This is a genomic window from Halosolutus sp. YCN4, assembly GCF_059736495.1.
The window spans coordinates 158,028-174,418 of sequence record NZ_JCASSM010000006.1 but is presented as its reverse complement, the minus strand read 5'-3'; the positions used below and the strand labels follow the sequence as shown (position 1 = coordinate 174,418).

The window sequence follows — 16,391 nt, the reverse complement described above, 5'->3', positions numbered from 1 at the left end:
CGATCGGTCCGGGACCGAGCGTGCCGGTCCGATCGCCCGTCGCCGTCTCGGTTCGGCTGATCGCGTTCGATTCGTCACGCTCGATGACGCCGGAGAGCGAGCGCGTAACTGGTGAACGAACAGACATGGCTACTCCTGGTGGCTCGAGGGTGCGTTCCGTTCCCGGGTGCCGATCTCCTCACAGTACTCGCAGACGTCCTCGTCGTCGATCCCTGCGGGAAACCCGGGGTAGTTCTCGAGGTACGCACACCTCCTGAGCGAGGACGGGCCGCGATCGAAGACGGTCGTTTCGAGCCCCGCTCGGGCGGTGAAGACGCCGGCCGAACAGCCCGCGGGCCCACCGCCGACGATCGCGACGTCGACGTCCGCTGCCGGTTCGGCGGCCATACTTACGCGCCTCCGGTGACGATGTCCGCGACCCGCTGGCGATCGAACAGAATATTCTCGTCGAACGCCTTCGGAGAGCGGTACCTGATCGCGTCTCTTCGCGGCAACGGACACGCACGCGTCGCGCAAGCGATTGCCATACGATTTAGGCTTGCCTAAATATTTATAGCGCTTTCGGATTTTAGGCAGGCCTAAACCATAGCGCTGTAGCTGGCGGTATCGGGACTAGATCGTTCGAGTCGGATGCAGCCGGTGGCTTCGACGGGCGGCCTCGAGAACAGCGACTCCGTCAGCTGTCGGTCGATTCCACCGAGGCGGATTCCGTCGACTCCGCTCGATCGTCGTCGGCCGTCCGTCGCTCCGAGTCCGTCTCGCCGCCCGGGCCGGGACCCGAGGCCAGCACTTCGAGTATCCGATCGGGCGACGCCTCGACGGCCCGGCGGCGCACCTCCTCGTACCGGTCTCGAGCACCCGATCCCGCGAAGTTCCGCTCGGCGAACGGGCGGGTTTCGACGAGGACGAGCGACTCACACTCGAGCACGCGATCGAGGAGTACCTGGTTCCCCGCCCCGATTTCGACGTCTGCGAGGACGATGGCCTCTTGATCGGAAAGCGCCCGATCGAGCGCGTCCCGGTCCGTCCGCGACAGCGGGGCGAACGGTTCGACGTCGATGGAGTCGAGTCCGAACTGGGCGGCCGTCTCGGCGGCCGTCGATCCGCTCGAAACGGGGCCGAGGCTCGCTTCCACGTCCGCGGCGTCGAGGCGCGCGAGAATCGCCGACGCGGTCGCCCCGGAACCGAGCACGTGCACGCCGTCCGGGAGCGATCCGGGGTTCTCGTCGGGAAGCGCCGTCACCGACGTCGTTCCGGTCACCGGGTTCGACGTCACCGCCGCGTTCGCGTCGAAGGCCGTCCGCAACGCCTCAGCCGAGAGCACTTCGGTCGGCGACCCGGACCGGTGGACCGTCCCGTCCGCGAGCATCACGAGGCGATCGCAGTACCGCGCGGCCAGGTTCAGGTCGTGGATGGCCGCGATCACGGTCCGGCCCTCGTCGACCAGTTCGCGGACCAGTTCGAGGGTCTCGATCGCGTGATTGACGTCGAGACTCGCGGTCGGTTCGTCGAGCAACAGGACCGGCGTTGCCTGGGCGATCGCCCGCGCGAGGATCACTCGCTGTCGCTCGCCGCCGCTGACCGCCTCGATCCCGCGATCGGCGAACTGGGCCGTTCGCGTCCGCTCGAGAGCGTCGTCGACGACGGCTCGATCGTCCGCGTCGGGCGGCGCGAACCGCGATCTGTAAGGGTGGCGGCCCATCTCGACGACGTCGCGGACGGAAAAGGAAAACGACAGGGTCGTCTCCTGGGGCACGACCGCGACCCGGCGACTTGATTCCCGGGCGGAGAGGTCGTGGGCGTCGTCGCCGCCGATCGCGACGGTCCCCCGATCGGGCGCGATCGCCCCGCTGATCGTCCGGAGCAGCGTCGTCTTCCCGGCCCCGTTCGGGCCGACCAGTCCGACGAGTTCCCCCGGCGTAGCCGAGAGCGAGGCGTCTTCGAGAACGGGAAGGTCGCCGAACGAAATCGCGACGTTCGAGACCTCGACGGCGGTACTCGCGTCACCGATGGTGTCGTCGGGATCCGGTCCGTCCGTCACAGCGAATGCACCTCCCGGCGGGTCAGCAGGAACAGGAAGAACGGGGCCCCGAGCGCCGCCGTGACGATCCCGACCGGGACTTCGGCCGGGCCGGTGCGGGCGATCGTATCGGTCGCGACGAGAAAGGAGGCCCCAGCGAGCGCGCTGGTCGGCAACAGGATCCGGTGATCCGGGCCGACGATCAGCCGCATCATGTGCGGGACGACGAGGCCGACGAAGCCGATGACGCCCGCGACGGCGACGCCCGCCGCCGTCACGATACTCGCGATCGCGAGCAGGAGGAACTTCGTCCGCTCGACGTCGACGCCGAGGTGGTAGGCGTCCTCTTCGCCGAGCAGGAGGACGTTCAGGTCACGGGTGAACGCCCCGAGGACGAGGACGCCGACGATCGCCACCGGCAGCGCGAAGCCGACGTCGCCCCAGGAACTGTTGTTGAGGTGCCCCATCATCCAGATCACGGCCTGTCTGAGGCTCTCCCCGCTGTGGACGAGCATGTAGGAGATGAGCGCCCCGAGAAACGCCTGGATGGCGACGCCGGCGAGCAACAGGGTCGCGACGGGGGTCCGGCCGCCCTCGGTGGCGATCGCGTAGACGAGAAACGCGGTCACGAGCGCGCCGACGAACGCGGAGAGGTGGAGGCTCCCGAAGGGGACGAGGAGGGGAAACGCGATCGCGGCGACGGCACCGGCGGCGGCACCCGACGAGACGCCGATGATCGACGGGTCGGCGAGCGGGTTCCGGAAGAATCCCTGCATCACCGTCCCGGCGGCGGCCAGCGCGAACCCGACCGTCGCCGCGAGCGCGATCCGCGGCAGGCGCACGTCGGCGACGATGATCTGGTGGGTCTCGGGGACGTCGAACGAGAAGACGGGGACGTACTGGACGTCCGGTGCCGGAACGATGACGCCGAGTCCGGGGATGGTCACGCTTCCCGCCGTCACGCCCGAGGGGACGACGACCGCGTTCAAAATGGCCATCGCGACCGTCAGCGGGTCGATCCTGACCGGTCCGAGGGCGGCGCTCCCGACGACGACGGCGACGAGCAACGCGGCGAGGCCCGCAGACCACGACGCGGTTCGGACCGGGCGCGCCATATACTGCAACCTCGATTGGGTTAGACAAATATTTGTTGAAGACCCACCACTTATCGGACGATGCGACAGAAACTCGTTATCCTCATCACCGCGGTACTCACCCTCTCGCTTCTCGCGCCCGCCGTGGCGGGGAGCGACGCGGGCGGCGCCTCCGGCGCGGCCCAGGCGGAGTGTGAGTATCCGATCGAACTGACCGACGCGACGGGCGAACAGATCACGCTCGAAGAACCGCCCGAATCCGTCGTCGCCCTGCAGGCGAGCGACGCACAGACGGTGTTCGAAATCGGAGCGGAAGATCGACTCGACGGCATGCCGTACAGTCCCGCGACGAGCGGCCTCGACCGCGGCGACCGGGCCGACGTCGGCGACGGCTTTCAGATCAACACCGAACGGGTGATCGACCTCGACCCGGACGTCGTGCTCGCGGCGAACATCACGGCCGAGGAAGACATCGAGACGCTCCGGGACGCCGGGTTGACCGTCTACCACTTCGAGGCGGCGAACTCGATCGACGACGTGCGGGACAACGTCGTCCGGACGGGCGAACTCACCGGCGAGTGTGCGGGCGCGACCGAGACCGTCGACTGGATGGACGAGCAACTCGAGATCGTCGAGACCGCCGTCGAAGACGTCGATCGACCGCTCGTCTACTACGCGATGGGCGAGGACGGCACGACCGCAGGCACCGAATCCTTCATCCACGAGGTGCTGACGACGGCCGGCGTCGAGGACCTCGCCGAACGGGCCGGAATCACGTTCTACCAGCAACTCAGTAGCGAAACGATCGTCGATGAGGATCCCGAGTGGATCATCCACCCGGACGACAGGGACGAACCGCCGATCCCCGAGGCGGCGGAAGCGACGACTGCTTACCAGAACGACAACATCGTCACCGTCGACGCCAACCAGATCAGCCAGCCCGCACCGCAGGTCGTCTACGCCGTCGTGGACATCGTCGAGGCGATCCATCCTGACGCCTACGAGGAGGCGAGCGCAGAGCTAGAGGAGTCAGACGAAGACGATCAAACCAACGAGACGGACGCGAACGGCGATGACGAAAGCAACGATGAAAGCGACGACGCGAGCGAGTCGATCCCTGGTTTCGGCGCACCCGCCGCCGTCGCCGCACTTCTCGGCGGCGCATTCCTGCTCCGTCGTCGATAACCCCGAACTCATCGTCTCGTTTTGAAAAGTGTTTACTCGTCGGCCTGCCGAGGTGATCCTATGGTCGAGAACGTCATCTGGCCCGCCTATCTCGATGCGAACCTCTCGCGGGCCGAGGGACGCCGCGTGTCCCAGGATCTGGCAGTCGAAGAGCCGACGGTCGACGAGATCGCGAAAGCCGTCCAGCAGATCGGGTACGACGCCACGATCGAGCGGGACAAGGCCTACTCGCGGGAACACTGGGCCGATCGCGGCCGCGTCGTGGTCCGCGGCGCGGACGACTCGACGAAGAACGATCTCGTCCAGGCCGTCGCGGCGTACGTCGTCGCGATGCGGGAGTAGCGATGCGCCGGATCGGACAGGTCGTCCGCACCGCACAGGGCCTCGCGATCCTCCGGGCGGAGGACGGCGACGACGACGGCCGCGACGTGATCGGGACGATGGTCCTCGACGAGTCGCTCGACGACGTCGGCCGCGTCGTCGACGTCTTCGGCCCCGTCGATCGGCCCTACCTGGCGGTGACGCCCGACGACGACGTTCACCTGCCGTCGCTGGTCGGGTCGACGCTGTACGCGCGCTAGCCCGGGACCACTTTGGAGGCCGTCGCGATCGGTCGACACGCGTCCGGGATCGATCGCCAACGAAAACACCCATACGACCGGCCTTCGAACCCCGGTGCATGAACGATCGGACGCGGGTCCTCCTCGCCGTCGGGCTGACGGTCCTGCTGTTTCTCGGCGTCCAGTTGGGCGCGCTAGCGCTGACCGAACCGTTCGACGAGTCCGACCGGCAGGCCGTCGAGGACCCCGACAACCCGACGAACAGCGTCGTCTACTTCGCGATCATTCTCGTCGCGACCGGGTTCATGCTCGCGGCGTTCAAGTTCGACCTCCAGTGGCTCATCCGACTCCTGATCGTCGGCGTCAGCGTGATGCTCGCCTGGTTCGTCTTCGTCGAGTTGGTTCCGCCGGTCGTGTCCGTCGGCGGGACCAACGTCCTCGCCGGCCTCGCGGCGATCGGCGTCGGTGCGGGCCTGCTGTTCTACCCGGAGTGGTACGTCATCGACACGGCCGGGGTCCTGATGGGGGCCGGCGCCGCCGCCCTCTTCGGGATCAGTTTCGGCCTCCTGCCCGCCATCCTGTTGCTCTCGGTGCTTGCCATCTACGACGCGATCAGCGTCTACGGCACCGAACACATGCTCGACCTGGCCGAGGGGGTGATGGACCTGAAGATTCCGGTCGTCCTCGTCGTCCCGACGACGCTCTCGTACTCGTATCTCGCCGCCGGGAGCACCGACGACGTGCTCGAAGACGGCGGTGACGAGTCGACCGAGACAACCGAGTCCGCCACCGATGCGGATGCCGCCACCGCTCCCGCCGACGGCCCGGCGTCTTCGGACGTCGGGACCGGGGCCGAAGACGGCGATCGCAACACCGAGGAGAACGACGCCCCAGCGGACGAACTGGAGCGCGACGCCCTCTTCATCGGTCTCGGCGACGCCGTCATTCCGACCATCATCGTCGTGAGCGCCGCGTACTTCCTCGACGCCGGAACGATCGCCGTCCCCGTGCTCGCGCTGAACTACGCGGCGCTGGGTGCGATCGTCGGGACGATCGCCGGCCTGCTCGTCCTCATGTACATGGTCCTCAAGGGTCGGCCCCACGCCGGACTGCCGCTCCTCAACGGCGGCGCGATCGGCGGCTACCTGCTCGGTGCCCTCGCGAGCGGCGTCCCGATCGTCACCGCGCTCGGGCTCTAGCGGAACGAAAAGCGCGTTCGAACCGGATCGCTGCTGTCGACTCGACCCTGCCGACTACTCGTCTGCCGGTTCGACGTCGGCGTCGACGTCGTCGCCGTGTTCCAGGCCGCGGATCATCGTGTCGATCCGCGCTTCCTCGTCCGCGACCGGCAGGTTGTAGTCGTCCGGGTAGACGCCGACGATAACGAGGTGGTCCTCGCCGTGCTCCGGTTGTGCGACGTCGAGGAAGACGTCGATTCTCCCCTGTCCCAGAAACCTCGCTTCCCCCTCGAACGTCTCGACGGCGATCGACTGCCCCAGTCCGTCGACGGAGCGGTCGCCGACCGATCCGTCGATCGAGAGCGCCTCGTACTGGTTCTGGACGAGTTCGACGATCTCGGCGTTCGACATGTCGCCGACGGGGTTGAAGTCCTTCCCGGCGACGCGCACCTGCGGGGTCGTGATGACGGCGAACACGCCGGCCTCCGCGTTCCCGACGTCGAGGACGGACAGGGGCGTCTCGATCGTTCGGGTGTACTCGCTGACGTAGTTCGTCACCTCGACGTTCTCGTCGGTCCGGGGGACGTCTCTCGTCTCGACCCGTTCGACGGTTCCCTGGTACTCGTAGCCGGCCTCGGCGGCCGCGTTGGCCTCGACGATCGCCGGCGACGCCGAAAACGCGGTGGCGTCGTCGAGAAAGCCGAGACAGCCAGCCGAGGCGGCTCCGATTCCGGACGCGAGCGCGGCGACGAACGGTCGTCGATTCATCCTGTCCGAGAGGATCCCGCTCGTCACTATAAGTTTCGTGGAACGGACCCGTTGTGCGTCACATCGACCGGCAGAAGCGAGACGCCATCACCAACCTCGGAACCCTTTCCTCGACCGATCGCGATCACGGGACGGCTCACTCGGCGTCGGACGGGAGCCGGTACGTCGGCCCGTCGTCGGTGTCCTGGACCTCGATCCCGAGCGCCTCGAGTTCGTCGCGCAACTCGTCGGCCCGATCGTAGTTGCCGTCGGCCCGTTCCCGCTCGCGGACGTCGAGCACGAGTTCGACGACGTCCCCGGCGAGGGTCGCCGATCCGGTCGTCTCACCGGTGAACGAGAGGCCGAGCACGCCGCCGAGTTCCTCGAGCGTCTCGACGGCGCGGCGCAGGCCGCGATAGTCGTACCCGTCCGCGGTGCCGTCTTCGTTCCCGGCCGTCTCCTCCAGGTGTCGGTTGACCGCCGTCGCGATCGACAGCAGCGCCGACTGGGCCTCGCGGGTGTTGAAGTCGTCGTTCATCGCGTCCGCGAACGCCGCGCGTGCCTCGTCGATCCCGGCCCGGAGTCGATCGTCTTCGATCTTCGAAACCGCGTCCGGCGAGTCGATCGTCTCGACGGCGGCCTCGTGGGCGCGCTCGAGTCGTTCCCATCGCTCCTCGGCCTCGGCGATCGGTTCGTCGCCGTAGAGCTGTTTGCTGTTGTACGAGCCAGCGGTCAGGAAGGTCCGGAGGACGTTCGTCCCCCACCGGTCGACCGCGTCGTCGACGGTGACGAAGTTGCCCAGGCTCGAGGACATCTTCTCGTCGTCCATCTGGAACAGTTCGCAGTGGAGCCAGTAGTTCGCGAACTGCCGGCCCGTGGCGGCCTCGGACTGGGCGATCTCGTTCTCGTGGTGGGGAAAGACCAGATCCCGCCCGCCCACGTGGAGATCCAGCGTCTCGCCGAGGTGGGTCATGCTCATCGCCGAGCACTCGATGTGCCAGCCGGGACGCCCCTCACCCCACGGCGAGTCCCACGTCAGGGCCGTCTCGCAGGCTTCTTCGGCGGGCGCTGCGCCCTCGTGGCGGTGTTCCGCGATCGCGTCGGGATCGACGCCGTCGGCCTTCCAGAGCGCGAAGTCCGCGGGATTGCGCTTTTCCGATCGCTCGTCGGGATCGCCCTGGGACTCGATCTCGTCGAGTTCCTGGTTCGAGAGCGCGCCGTAGTCGTCGAATTTCGTCACGTCGAAGTAGACCGATCCGTCGGCCTCGTAGGCGTAGCCCTTCTCGACCAGCGTCCCGACGAGGCCGATGATCTCGGGGACGTGCTCGGAGACCCGCGGGTAGACCTCCGCTCGCAGGAGGTTCAGCGATCGCATGTCGTCGATCGTCCGTTCGATGTAGGTTTCCGCGACGTCGGCCTCGTCCTCCCCGAGGTCGTCCTCGCCCACGCGGGCGACGATTTTCTCGTTGACGTCGGTGAAGTTCTCGACGTGACGCACGTCGTAGCCGAGGTACTCCAGCCACCGGTGCATGACGTCGACGTGGACCCACGATCGCGCGTGGCCCAGGTGGGGCGGATCCGAGACCGTCAGGCCACAGTAGTAGAGCAAGACGTTCTCGGGATCCTGTGGCTCGAACGGCTCTTTTTCGCCCGTCAACGTGTTCGTCACGTGCAGGGTCATTACGCCCACTTCCTCCGGACGAAAGTTAAACTGTGTGATGGCATTCGTGCGCGAGCGCGGCGGTGATCGAGTATTCGACCGCACCGTGCCGGCCGATCGAATCTCGGCTACCGATCCGGTACCCGATCGAGCGCCGTCTCGATCGTCCGGAGGGCGGTCGCACTTTCGCGACGAGCGACGACGATCGCCATCGTTCCCCCGCCGACCGCGGCGGCGTCGGGGTCGACGTCGGCGAGCGAGAGGGCCTGCACGGCGTGAGCGAGCGCGGCGGCATCCACCTCGCCGGTTGCGACGATCGCGGTTTTCCCGCCGTCACACGCGCCGAAGGTGACGCCGCCCACGGTGATCAGTCCCCGATCGCCGGCCCCCTCACCGTCGTCGTCGCTCTCACCGCCGATCACGCCGATCCCGCTTCGCATCCGGACCCTGACGTCGCGCCCGGTCGTCTCGTACGGCGGCAACTCCTCGGCGTATCGGCGCAGGGCGGTTGCGATCGCCTCCGGGTCCCCGTCGACGTCCAGGTAGCGGGCCGCGGCGGTGTAGTTGACGACGCCGGCCCGCAGGGCAGCCGCGAGGAAGGGGCGGCGATCGACTGCGCGGCGCGTCTCGGCTGCCAGTGACATACGACCGACAGCGACGGGAGCCGATAAAAAGACGACGATCGTCGGCACGCGGGGATCGGGTGACGGCGGACCGATCGCGCTCGTGACTCCGTCGATCGGCACCTCGTGTGACGCTCACCGGGACCGCCGTGTTTTTGCCGCGAGCGGACGGAGGGCACGGTATGAAGCCAGCCGACGTCGAGGACGTCATCGAATCGAACCTCGAAGACGCGGACGCGACGGTCACGTACGCTCGCGACGAGCACGACGACGACCACCTCGCGGCGACGGTCGTCTCGTCGACCTTCGAGGGCCTGCCGCTCGTCCAGCAACACCAGCAGGTCTACGACGCCCTGGACGACCACATGACGACCGACATCCATGCGCTCGAACTCTCGACGTACACCCCCGAGGAGTACGAGGAGACGACCGCCGAGTGAACGCCGCCGGCAGCGTCGAGCCCTCACGCCGCGCTCGAACCGCCGCGTCGAGTCGGAACCGCACCTTTATCCTTCGATGTTGACAGGATACGGGTATGGAGTCGCTCCATCCCCGCATCAGGCTGCTCTGGATCGCACAGGCGGCGATCGTCGCGATCGCCGTCGGCGCCGTCCTCGCGGCCGTCGACCGGTGGCTCACGTCGATCCCGACGGTCGCCCTCGGGACGGTCGTCGCGATCGCGATCGTACTCGGGGTCGGCTACGCGATCCGGCGCCACCAGGTCTGGCGGTTCGAACTCCAGTCGGACGCCCTCTACCTCGAACGGGGCGTCGTCACCTTCGTCGAGACCGCCGTGCCGTTCGTCCGGGTTCAGCACGTCGACACCCAGTTCGGGCCGATCGAGCGCGCGCTCGGCCTCTCGAGCGTGGTCGTCTACACGGCGGGGTCGCGAAACGCGGACGTGAGGATCCCGGGCTTGCGTCCGAACCGGGCGCGGGACCTGCAGGACACCCTCCGCGAACTCGCCGTCGAGAGCGAGGTCGAGGACGCCGTCTGAATCGATGAATCGCCTGCACCCACTCAGCGCGGTTTCCTACGCCCTCCAGTACGGGTTCGTCTGGCTCTGGATCCCGATCGCGCTGGTCATCGGACTGTCGAGCGTCACCGACGTCGTCAGCGCCGCCTGGGCACCGTTCGCCGCGCCGCTCGGTCTCCTGGCCGGCGTCGGCTACGGGATCGCGTACTACTACCGGTTCGAGTACGCGGTCACGGAGACGACCGTCGACGTCGCGTCCGGCGTGATCGCTCGCCGCTCCCGCGAGATCCCCTACCGGCGGATTCAGAACGTCGACGTCCGCCAGGGCGTCGTCCAGCGACTGCTCGGGCTGGCTGTCGTCTCGATCGAGACCGCGGGCGGCGGCGACAGCGAGGCGACCCTGAACTTCGTCAGCGAGACCGAGGCGGACCGCCTCCAGCGCGAGATCAGGCGACGAACCGCCGCGGTGAAAGAGCGACGCCGCCGCGAGTCCGGCGAACGAGCCGACGCCAAAGCCCCGACGGCGGAGTCCGATCGGCCGACAAATTCCGACGCAGTCGACGAGGCCGAGACGGAACCCGATTCCGCCGCCGACACCGTCCCCGACGTCGACGTCGATCGTGCCGGGACGATCGCCGACGAGTCGGACCGCCGGGGTCACGGTCGTCCGGAGCGGGCCATCGAGGAGGGAATCGAATCCAACGGCGAACGGGTCGACCCGGTCGATCGCCTCGAGCCCCGCCGCAAGCGGCTGTTCGGCCTCGAATCGCGCGAACTCCTGCTGTACTCGTTTACCTCGTTCCGGCCGGCTGCCATCGCCGCCGTGACGTTCGTGTTCTTCCTCGCGACGGATACGATCCTCGACCTGCTCGTGACCGTCGCACAGCCGTTCGGCGGCCCGCAGGACCTCGCGACCGGCGACACCCGGAGCTACGGGATCTTTACGATCGTGTCGGCGATCAACGGGATCCTCGTCACCTACCTCGTGAGCGTCGCATACACGTTCGCGACCTACTACGACTTCCAGCTCGGCCGCACCGGCGAGGACTTCGTCTACGAGCGCGGGTTGCTCCAGCGCTACAGCGGCTCGATCCCCGTCGAGAAGGTCCAGTCGGTCACGATCACGGACAACCCCGTCCAGCGACTCATCGGCTACGCCGGGCTCTGGGTCGAGACTGCCGGCTACGGCCCCGACAGCGACAGCGGGAGCCAGTCGGCCGTCCCGCTCGCGGCGGAGGGCCGCGTCCACCGGTTCACCGAGAACCTCGCCGGCGTCGAGACGCCGACCTTCCACAGTCCGCCGACGCTCGCCCGGCGACGGTACCTCGTCCGGTTCTCGCTGGTCGCGCTCGTCGTCGTCGCGATCGCGTTCGGGATCGCACAGGTGACCCCGCTCGATCGGTGGTACGTCGCCGCGATCGTCTTCGTCGCGGTGCCGCCAGCGGCACACCTCCGGTACGTCCACCTCGGCTACGCCGTCGGCGAGGACCACCTCGTGATCCGCCGGGGCTTCTGGCGTCGCCGGACGACCGTGATCCCCTACTATCGCATCCAGACCGTCAGCACCCGGCGATCGATCTTCCAGCGACGGCTGGGGCTGGCGTCGCTGGTCGTCGACACCGCCAGTTCGCGGGACTTCTTCTGGTCGACGCCGACGATCTACGACGTCGAACTCGAGGACGCCCGGGACGTCCACGGAACCAGCCGGGACCGACTCCAGTCGGCCCTGCGCGATCGCGCCCGCGCGGACGACGTCGGACTGGAGGTCGAGTTCACCTGAGCGCGCCGACGACGTCGCCGAACCGACGGCGCCCCTCACCGTCCCCGACGGCCTCCGATCGCGGACCCGCCGTATGGCGGCCGCCGTCGCTCGTTCGCGCGCCCTTTCGGTGGTTTTTACCTGACCGCCCGCGAGGCTCCGCGTATGGGAGCCGACGACGAGTTCCGTATCGAGGAGGACAGCCTCGGCGAAATGCAGGTCCCGGCCGACGCCTACTGGGGCGCACAGACCCAGCGTGCGATCGGGAACTTCCCCATCTCGGGAATCACCTTCGGGCGGCGGTTCGTTCGCGCCCTCGGCGTGGTCAAGAAGGCCGCCGCGCAGGCCAACCGCGACCTCGGCCTCGTCGAGGACGACGTCGCGGACGCGATCGTCGAGGCCGCCGACGAGGTCATCGCCGGCGAGCACGACGAGCAGTTCCCGGTCGACGTCTTCCAGACCGGGTCCGGCACGTCGTCGAACATGAACGCCAACGAGGTCATCGCCAACCGCGCCGCTGAGATCATGGGCGCGGAGATCGGCGATCGGGTGGTGCACCCGAACGATCACGTCAACTACGGCCAGTCGAGCAACGACGTCATCCCGACGGCGATGCACGTCGCCTCCCTCGAGGCGATCGAGAAGGACGTCATTCCGGCGCTCGACACGCTCCGCGAAGCGCTCGAGGCGAAAGAGGAGGAGTTCGACGACGTCGTCAAGACCGGCCGCACCCACCTGCAGGACGCGACGCCGGTCACCCTCGGCCAGGAGTTCGGCGGCTACCGCACGCAGGTCGAGAAAGGGCTCTCCCGCGTCGACAAGGTGCGCGAACACCTCGCGGAACTCGCCCTCGGCGGGACCGCGACCGGCACCGGCCTGAACACTCACCCCGAGTTCCCCGGCCGCGCCGCCGAGTACATCACGAAGGAGACGGGCGTCCAGTTCCGCGAGGCCGACGACCACTTCGAGGCCCAGGCCGCCCACGACGCGATGAGCGAGGCCCACGGTGCGCTCCGGGTCGTCGCCGGTTCGCTCAACAAGATCGCCAACGACCTGCGACTGCTCGCCTCCGGGCCGCGAAACGGGCTCGGCGAGATCGAACAGCCCGAGAACCAGCCGGGGTCCTCGATCATGCCCGGCAAGATCAACCCCGTCGTTGCCGAGGCCGTCAACCAGGTTCACAAGCAGGTGGTCGGCAACGACGCCGCGGTCTCCGCCGGTGCCGCCGAGGGCCAGATCGATCTCAACCTCTACAAGCCCGTCCTCGCGCACAATTTCCTCCAGTCGGCCGAACTCATTTCGAACGCCAGCCAGGTGTTCGCCGACCGGTTCGTCGACCCGCTCGAGGCCAACGAGGAGTTCTGCCGTGACCGCGTTGAACAGTCGATGGCGATGGCCACCTCGCTGAACGTCCACATCGGCTACGACAAGGCCAGCGAGGTCGCAAAGACCGCGCTCAAGGAGGACAAGACCGTCCGCGAGGTCGTCCTCGAGAAGGGATACCTCTCCGAGGAGGAGGCCGACGAGGTCCTCGACCCCCGGAAGATGACCGAGCGCGGTATCCTCGGACAGGAGGACTGACACCGGTCGTCCCCGATCGGTCGATTGGACTCTCCTGTCGCTGGCGCCCGATCGACCGACCACCGCAGTGGCGATCGACCGATCATCCCCGGTGCGATCGATCGACGTATCGGGGTCTATTCGCCAGACTCACCAGATTCCCGACAACGTTTCTCGCTCCCGTTCGACGGCGAGTGCTGCCACGACGTCGTGACAGGAAACGCTACACACGGATCCGAGTAACAAGGGAATTCTGTCGGTTTTTCTTCCCGACGAGTGAGTCCTAAATCGGCACAGTAACGCCGAATCACGTTCGAATACGGCGTAATAAAAGAACCCAAGCAGTTTTTACGGAGGGTATCGTCAGACGAAACATGCACACCTGTCGCAACTGTAACCAGTCGTTCCAGACGGAGCTCGCCCTCGAATTACACCGGGATACCTGTACGAAAGGACAACTATTCTGTCAGGTATGTGGTGACCGATTCCGAGAAGGGGACGCCACGAAAGACGGATGGCACTATACCTGTCCGAACGAGGACTGCGACGGCGACGGCTTGCAGGACGATCTCTTTCACGTCGAAGACGTCCGGACGGCGACACACTGACGACGTCTCTCGTACGGCTCCCGGCTTTTCCCGCCGCTCTGCGATCGAGGGCCCCGCTCCGTCGATGCGTCCGCCCCGTAACGATTCGTGATCGCCGCGTCGACGACCCGAACCCGGAGTCTCCCGTTCCTCGTCGATCGGCCTCTTGGCGTCCTACCTTTTATTCGCCCGCTGTGTCTCATGGACAGTATGGAACGACTGTCCCCACGAGTCCGCGTCGTCTGGCTCGTCCTTGCCGGGGTTCGGGCCGCGATCGTCGGCGCCCTGATCGTGGGCGGCGCGCTCGCAGTCTCCTCGAGCGGCGTCTGGGCGTCAGAGCCGGACTGGTTCGTCCCGGCTTCCGTCGGACTCGCCGTGGTACTCGCCGCTGTGCGGGTTCTCGTCGCGTGGTTTCGCTACGGCGTCTGGCGATTCGAGATACAGGACGACGGACTCTACATCGAGCGGGGCGTCTTCACGCGCGTCAAGACCGTCGTCCCGTACGTTCGCGTCCAGCACGTCGACTCCCGGCGGTCCCCGATCGAGCGAACGACCGGGCTGGCGACGATGGTCGTCTACACCGCAGGCTCTCGGAGCGCCGACGTGGCGATTCCCGGACTGACACCGGAGCGTGCGAACGGTCTCCGCGAGGAGTTGCGTCGCCTCGCGATCGATAGCGAGGGCGAAGACGCCGTATGAGAAAACTCCACCCCGCCTCGATCGCCGTCCGATCGGTTTCGCGGAGCGTCAACACCGGGTTCCTGTTTTTCATCGCCGGTGTCGTCGCATCCCCGGGAGGCGCCGGCCCGAATCTCCTGACTATCGGCGGGATGGTTCTCGTCGGAATCCTGCTCGGGATCGTCTACGAGTACGTCTACTACGAGCGGTTCCGCTACGAACTCACCGCGGACTCGTTCGACGTCACGTCCGGCGTGTTCGCCCGGCGCGATCGGGAGGTGCCGCGACGGCGGATCCAGAACGTCGACGTGAGACAGTCCGTCCTCAGCCGGGCGCTCGGGCTGGCCGCCGTCCACGTCGAGACCGCCGGTGGGGGCCAGACGGAGGTCACGCTCCAGTACGTTGGCGAAGACGAGGCTCGCCGCCTCCGACGACAACTGCGAAACGGTGACGGGGGCGCCGACGCTCGCGACGCCGATTCGGAACCCGCGATCGATCGCGATCGAGACGCCGACGACCGGGACGAGGAAGAACTGCTCTTCGCCATGACGCCGCGGGAACTCGCCGTCCTGAGTTGCTTCACGATCGACCCGGGGGCAAGTCTCCTCGGCGGGATCGCCCTCTCGTTCGCGAGCGGGTTCGATCCGGGAACGTTGGTCCCGTACGGATTGCTCGAGGACCTCCCCGGAACCGGCGTGTTCGCGCTCGCCTGGGGCGTCCTCCTCTTCCTGCTCGCGGCCTGGATCGTGAGTGCACTCCTGACGGTCAACCGGTACTACGGCTTCCGGCTCACTCGCGTCGGCGACGAACTCTACTACGAGCGCGGCCTGCTCCAGCGCTACAGCGGCACGATTCCCCTGGACAAAGTACAGACGCTAACCATCGCCGAATCCGTCCCGTTCCGGTGGTTCGGCTACAGTTCGCTGGCCGTCGAGACGGCCGGATACGCACCCGGACAGGCCGGTACTCGCGGGACGGAGTCCGCGATTCCCCTCGCCGGTCGTGATCGCGTGCTTGCGCTCGCCCGCGCGATCGAACCGTTCGACGAGTACGAGTTCGAACGGCCGCCCCGTCGTGCGAGAGCGCGCTACGCCGTGCGGTATCTCCTCGTCGTCGCCGTCGTCGTCGCTGCCGGCTCCCTGGTAGCCTTGACCACAGGTGTGGGCGCCTACTGGTACGTCCTCGCGCTCCTGTTCGTCGCCGTCCCGATCGGGGCCCACCTGAAGTGGTCGCATCGAGGATACCAGTTCGGCGACAGGGTGTTTCTCGCGCGGACGGGGTTCTGGCGGCGATCGACCAAGGTCGTCCCCTACTACCGCGTGCAGGCCGTCGTCCACACGCAGACCGTCTTCCAGCGTCGCCGCCGACTCGCGAACGTGACGGCCGACACTGCCAGTTCGGCGTCGTTCTTCGGCCGGGCCGGCATTGCTTACGACGTCGACGCGGACGACGGACTCGAGATGCAGGCGTTCATCGAGGCCCGACTGCAGGAGCGACTTCGTGCGCGCGATCGGGACCGCTCGTACGACAACCGGTTCCGGTCGGTGCGTGGAGACGACGACCCGTTCCCCGCGGACTCCTCGTAGCCGACGGGCGCCACTGGAAAAACGTCGCCCCGACCTCCGTTCTGGCAAACAAACGCGTTGGTCTTCCCGGCAATAGCTCGCCCATTAGTGGCAAAACGATCAAACTGTATCAAATTCCCTTTAATTGTTCACGCAACATTCCGGTTCGGGGGTCAATAAATACCACACGAATCAAAAG

Annotated in this window: 17 protein-coding genes and 1 pseudogene; 11 read left to right on the top strand and 7 right to left on the bottom strand. The window is 67.2% G+C overall.

The window, feature by feature from the left end; translation table 11 throughout:
- Positions 1 to 186: 186 nt before the first annotated feature.
- The 4 genes and pseudogenes from AC6I6X_RS20350 to btuC all read right to left on the bottom strand — a co-directional run.
- Positions 187 to 387, bottom strand: a pseudogene (locus tag AC6I6X_RS20350) (FAD-dependent monooxygenase); the annotation flags it as partial.
- Positions 388 to 389: 2 nt separating this feature from the next.
- Complete coding sequence (locus AC6I6X_RS20345) at positions 390 to 527, bottom strand: hypothetical protein (protein WP_497932392.1); 138 nt, start codon at positions 525 to 527, stop codon at positions 390 to 392.
- A gap of 149 nt (positions 528 to 676) precedes the next feature.
- Positions 677 to 2,041, bottom strand: a complete 1,365-nt coding sequence (locus AC6I6X_RS20340; protein ID WP_497932391.1) for a heme ABC transporter ATP-binding protein — start codon at positions 2,039 to 2,041, stop codon at positions 677 to 679.
- The gene (gene btuC / locus AC6I6X_RS20335) at positions 2,038 to 3,135 is read right to left on the bottom strand and encodes a vitamin B12 ABC transporter permease BtuC (RefSeq protein ID WP_497932390.1); all 1,098 of its coding nucleotides are present in this window, start codon (positions 3,133 to 3,135) and stop codon (positions 2,038 to 2,040) included. Before btuC ends, AC6I6X_RS20340 begins: the two co-directional genes overlap by 4 nt.
- A gap of 60 nt (positions 3,136 to 3,195) precedes the next feature.
- Here btuC and AC6I6X_RS20330 point away from each other — a divergent pair, with 60 nt between their 5' ends.
- From AC6I6X_RS20330 to AC6I6X_RS20315, 4 genes are all read left to right on the top strand, one after another.
- On the top strand, positions 3,196 to 4,299 hold the full coding sequence (locus AC6I6X_RS20330) for a PGF-CTERM-anchored ABC transporter substrate-binding protein (protein WP_497932389.1): 1,104 nt from the start codon (positions 3,196 to 3,198) through the stop codon (positions 4,297 to 4,299).
- Between the two features lie 60 nt (positions 4,300 to 4,359).
- Positions 4,360 to 4,641: a signal recognition particle subunit SRP19 gene (srp19, locus tag AC6I6X_RS20325; protein ID WP_497932388.1), complete on the top strand. Its 282-nt coding sequence runs from the start codon at positions 4,360 to 4,362 to the stop codon at positions 4,639 to 4,641.
- A gap of 2 nt (positions 4,642 to 4,643) precedes the next feature.
- Positions 4,644 to 4,880: an H/ACA ribonucleoprotein complex subunit GAR1 gene (locus AC6I6X_RS20320; RefSeq protein ID WP_497932387.1), complete on the top strand. Its 237-nt coding sequence runs from the start codon at positions 4,644 to 4,646 to the stop codon at positions 4,878 to 4,880.
- A gap of 98 nt (positions 4,881 to 4,978) precedes the next feature.
- Positions 4,979 to 6,058 (top strand): presenilin family intramembrane aspartyl protease PSH, encoded by a 1,080-nt coding sequence (locus tag AC6I6X_RS20315; protein WP_497932386.1) that lies wholly within the window; start codon positions 4,979 to 4,981, stop codon positions 6,056 to 6,058.
- 54 nt (positions 6,059 to 6,112) lie between these two features.
- Here the strand turns inward: AC6I6X_RS20315 and AC6I6X_RS20310 are convergent, their stop codons facing one another.
- The 3 genes from AC6I6X_RS20310 to AC6I6X_RS20300 form a co-directional block, all read right to left on the bottom strand.
- Positions 6,113 to 6,805 (bottom strand): DUF6517 family protein, encoded by a 693-nt coding sequence (locus tag AC6I6X_RS20310; protein ID WP_497932385.1) that lies wholly within the window; start codon positions 6,803 to 6,805, stop codon positions 6,113 to 6,115.
- A 136-nt stretch (positions 6,806 to 6,941) separates the two neighbouring features.
- Positions 6,942 to 8,465, bottom strand: coding sequence for a cysteine--tRNA ligase (gene cysS, locus AC6I6X_RS20305; protein ID WP_497932384.1), 1,524 nt, complete (start codon positions 8,463 to 8,465; stop codon positions 6,942 to 6,944).
- A gap of 107 nt (positions 8,466 to 8,572) precedes the next feature.
- Positions 8,573 to 9,088: a DUF7523 family protein gene (locus tag AC6I6X_RS20300; protein WP_497932383.1), complete on the bottom strand. Its 516-nt coding sequence runs from the start codon at positions 9,086 to 9,088 to the stop codon at positions 8,573 to 8,575.
- A gap of 161 nt (positions 9,089 to 9,249) precedes the next feature.
- Between AC6I6X_RS20300 and AC6I6X_RS20295 the strand changes: the two genes are divergently transcribed.
- The 7 genes from AC6I6X_RS20295 to AC6I6X_RS20265 all read left to right on the top strand — a co-directional run bounded on the left by AC6I6X_RS20295 (position 9,250) and on the right by AC6I6X_RS20265 (position 16,213).
- On the top strand, positions 9,250 to 9,507 hold the full coding sequence (locus AC6I6X_RS20295) for a BolA family protein (protein WP_497932382.1): 258 nt from the start codon (positions 9,250 to 9,252) through the stop codon (positions 9,505 to 9,507).
- Positions 9,508 to 9,602: 95 nt separating this feature from the next.
- Entirely contained in the window at positions 9,603 to 10,064 is a 462-nt protein-coding gene (locus AC6I6X_RS20290; RefSeq protein WP_497932381.1) for a PH domain-containing protein, read from the top strand.
- 4 nt (positions 10,065 to 10,068) lie between these two features.
- Positions 10,069 to 11,823 (top strand): PH domain-containing protein, encoded by a 1,755-nt coding sequence (locus AC6I6X_RS20285; RefSeq protein WP_497932380.1) that lies wholly within the window; start codon positions 10,069 to 10,071, stop codon positions 11,821 to 11,823.
- A 144-nt stretch (positions 11,824 to 11,967) separates the two neighbouring features.
- Complete coding sequence (locus AC6I6X_RS20280; protein ID WP_497932379.1) at positions 11,968 to 13,383, top strand: class II fumarate hydratase; 1,416 nt, start codon at positions 11,968 to 11,970, stop codon at positions 13,381 to 13,383.
- Positions 13,384 to 13,736: 353 nt separating this feature from the next.
- Positions 13,737 to 13,970, top strand: coding sequence for an HVO_2901 family zinc finger protein (locus AC6I6X_RS20275; protein ID WP_250142303.1), 234 nt, complete (start codon positions 13,737 to 13,739; stop codon positions 13,968 to 13,970).
- A gap of 189 nt (positions 13,971 to 14,159) precedes the next feature.
- Entirely contained in the window at positions 14,160 to 14,648 is a 489-nt protein-coding gene (locus AC6I6X_RS20270) for a PH domain-containing protein (protein WP_497932378.1), read from the top strand.
- On the top strand, positions 14,645 to 16,213 hold the full coding sequence (locus AC6I6X_RS20265; RefSeq protein ID WP_497932377.1) for a PH domain-containing protein: 1,569 nt from the start codon (positions 14,645 to 14,647) through the stop codon (positions 16,211 to 16,213). Before AC6I6X_RS20270 ends, AC6I6X_RS20265 begins: the two co-directional genes overlap by 4 nt.
- Positions 16,214 to 16,391: the final 178 nt, after the last annotated feature.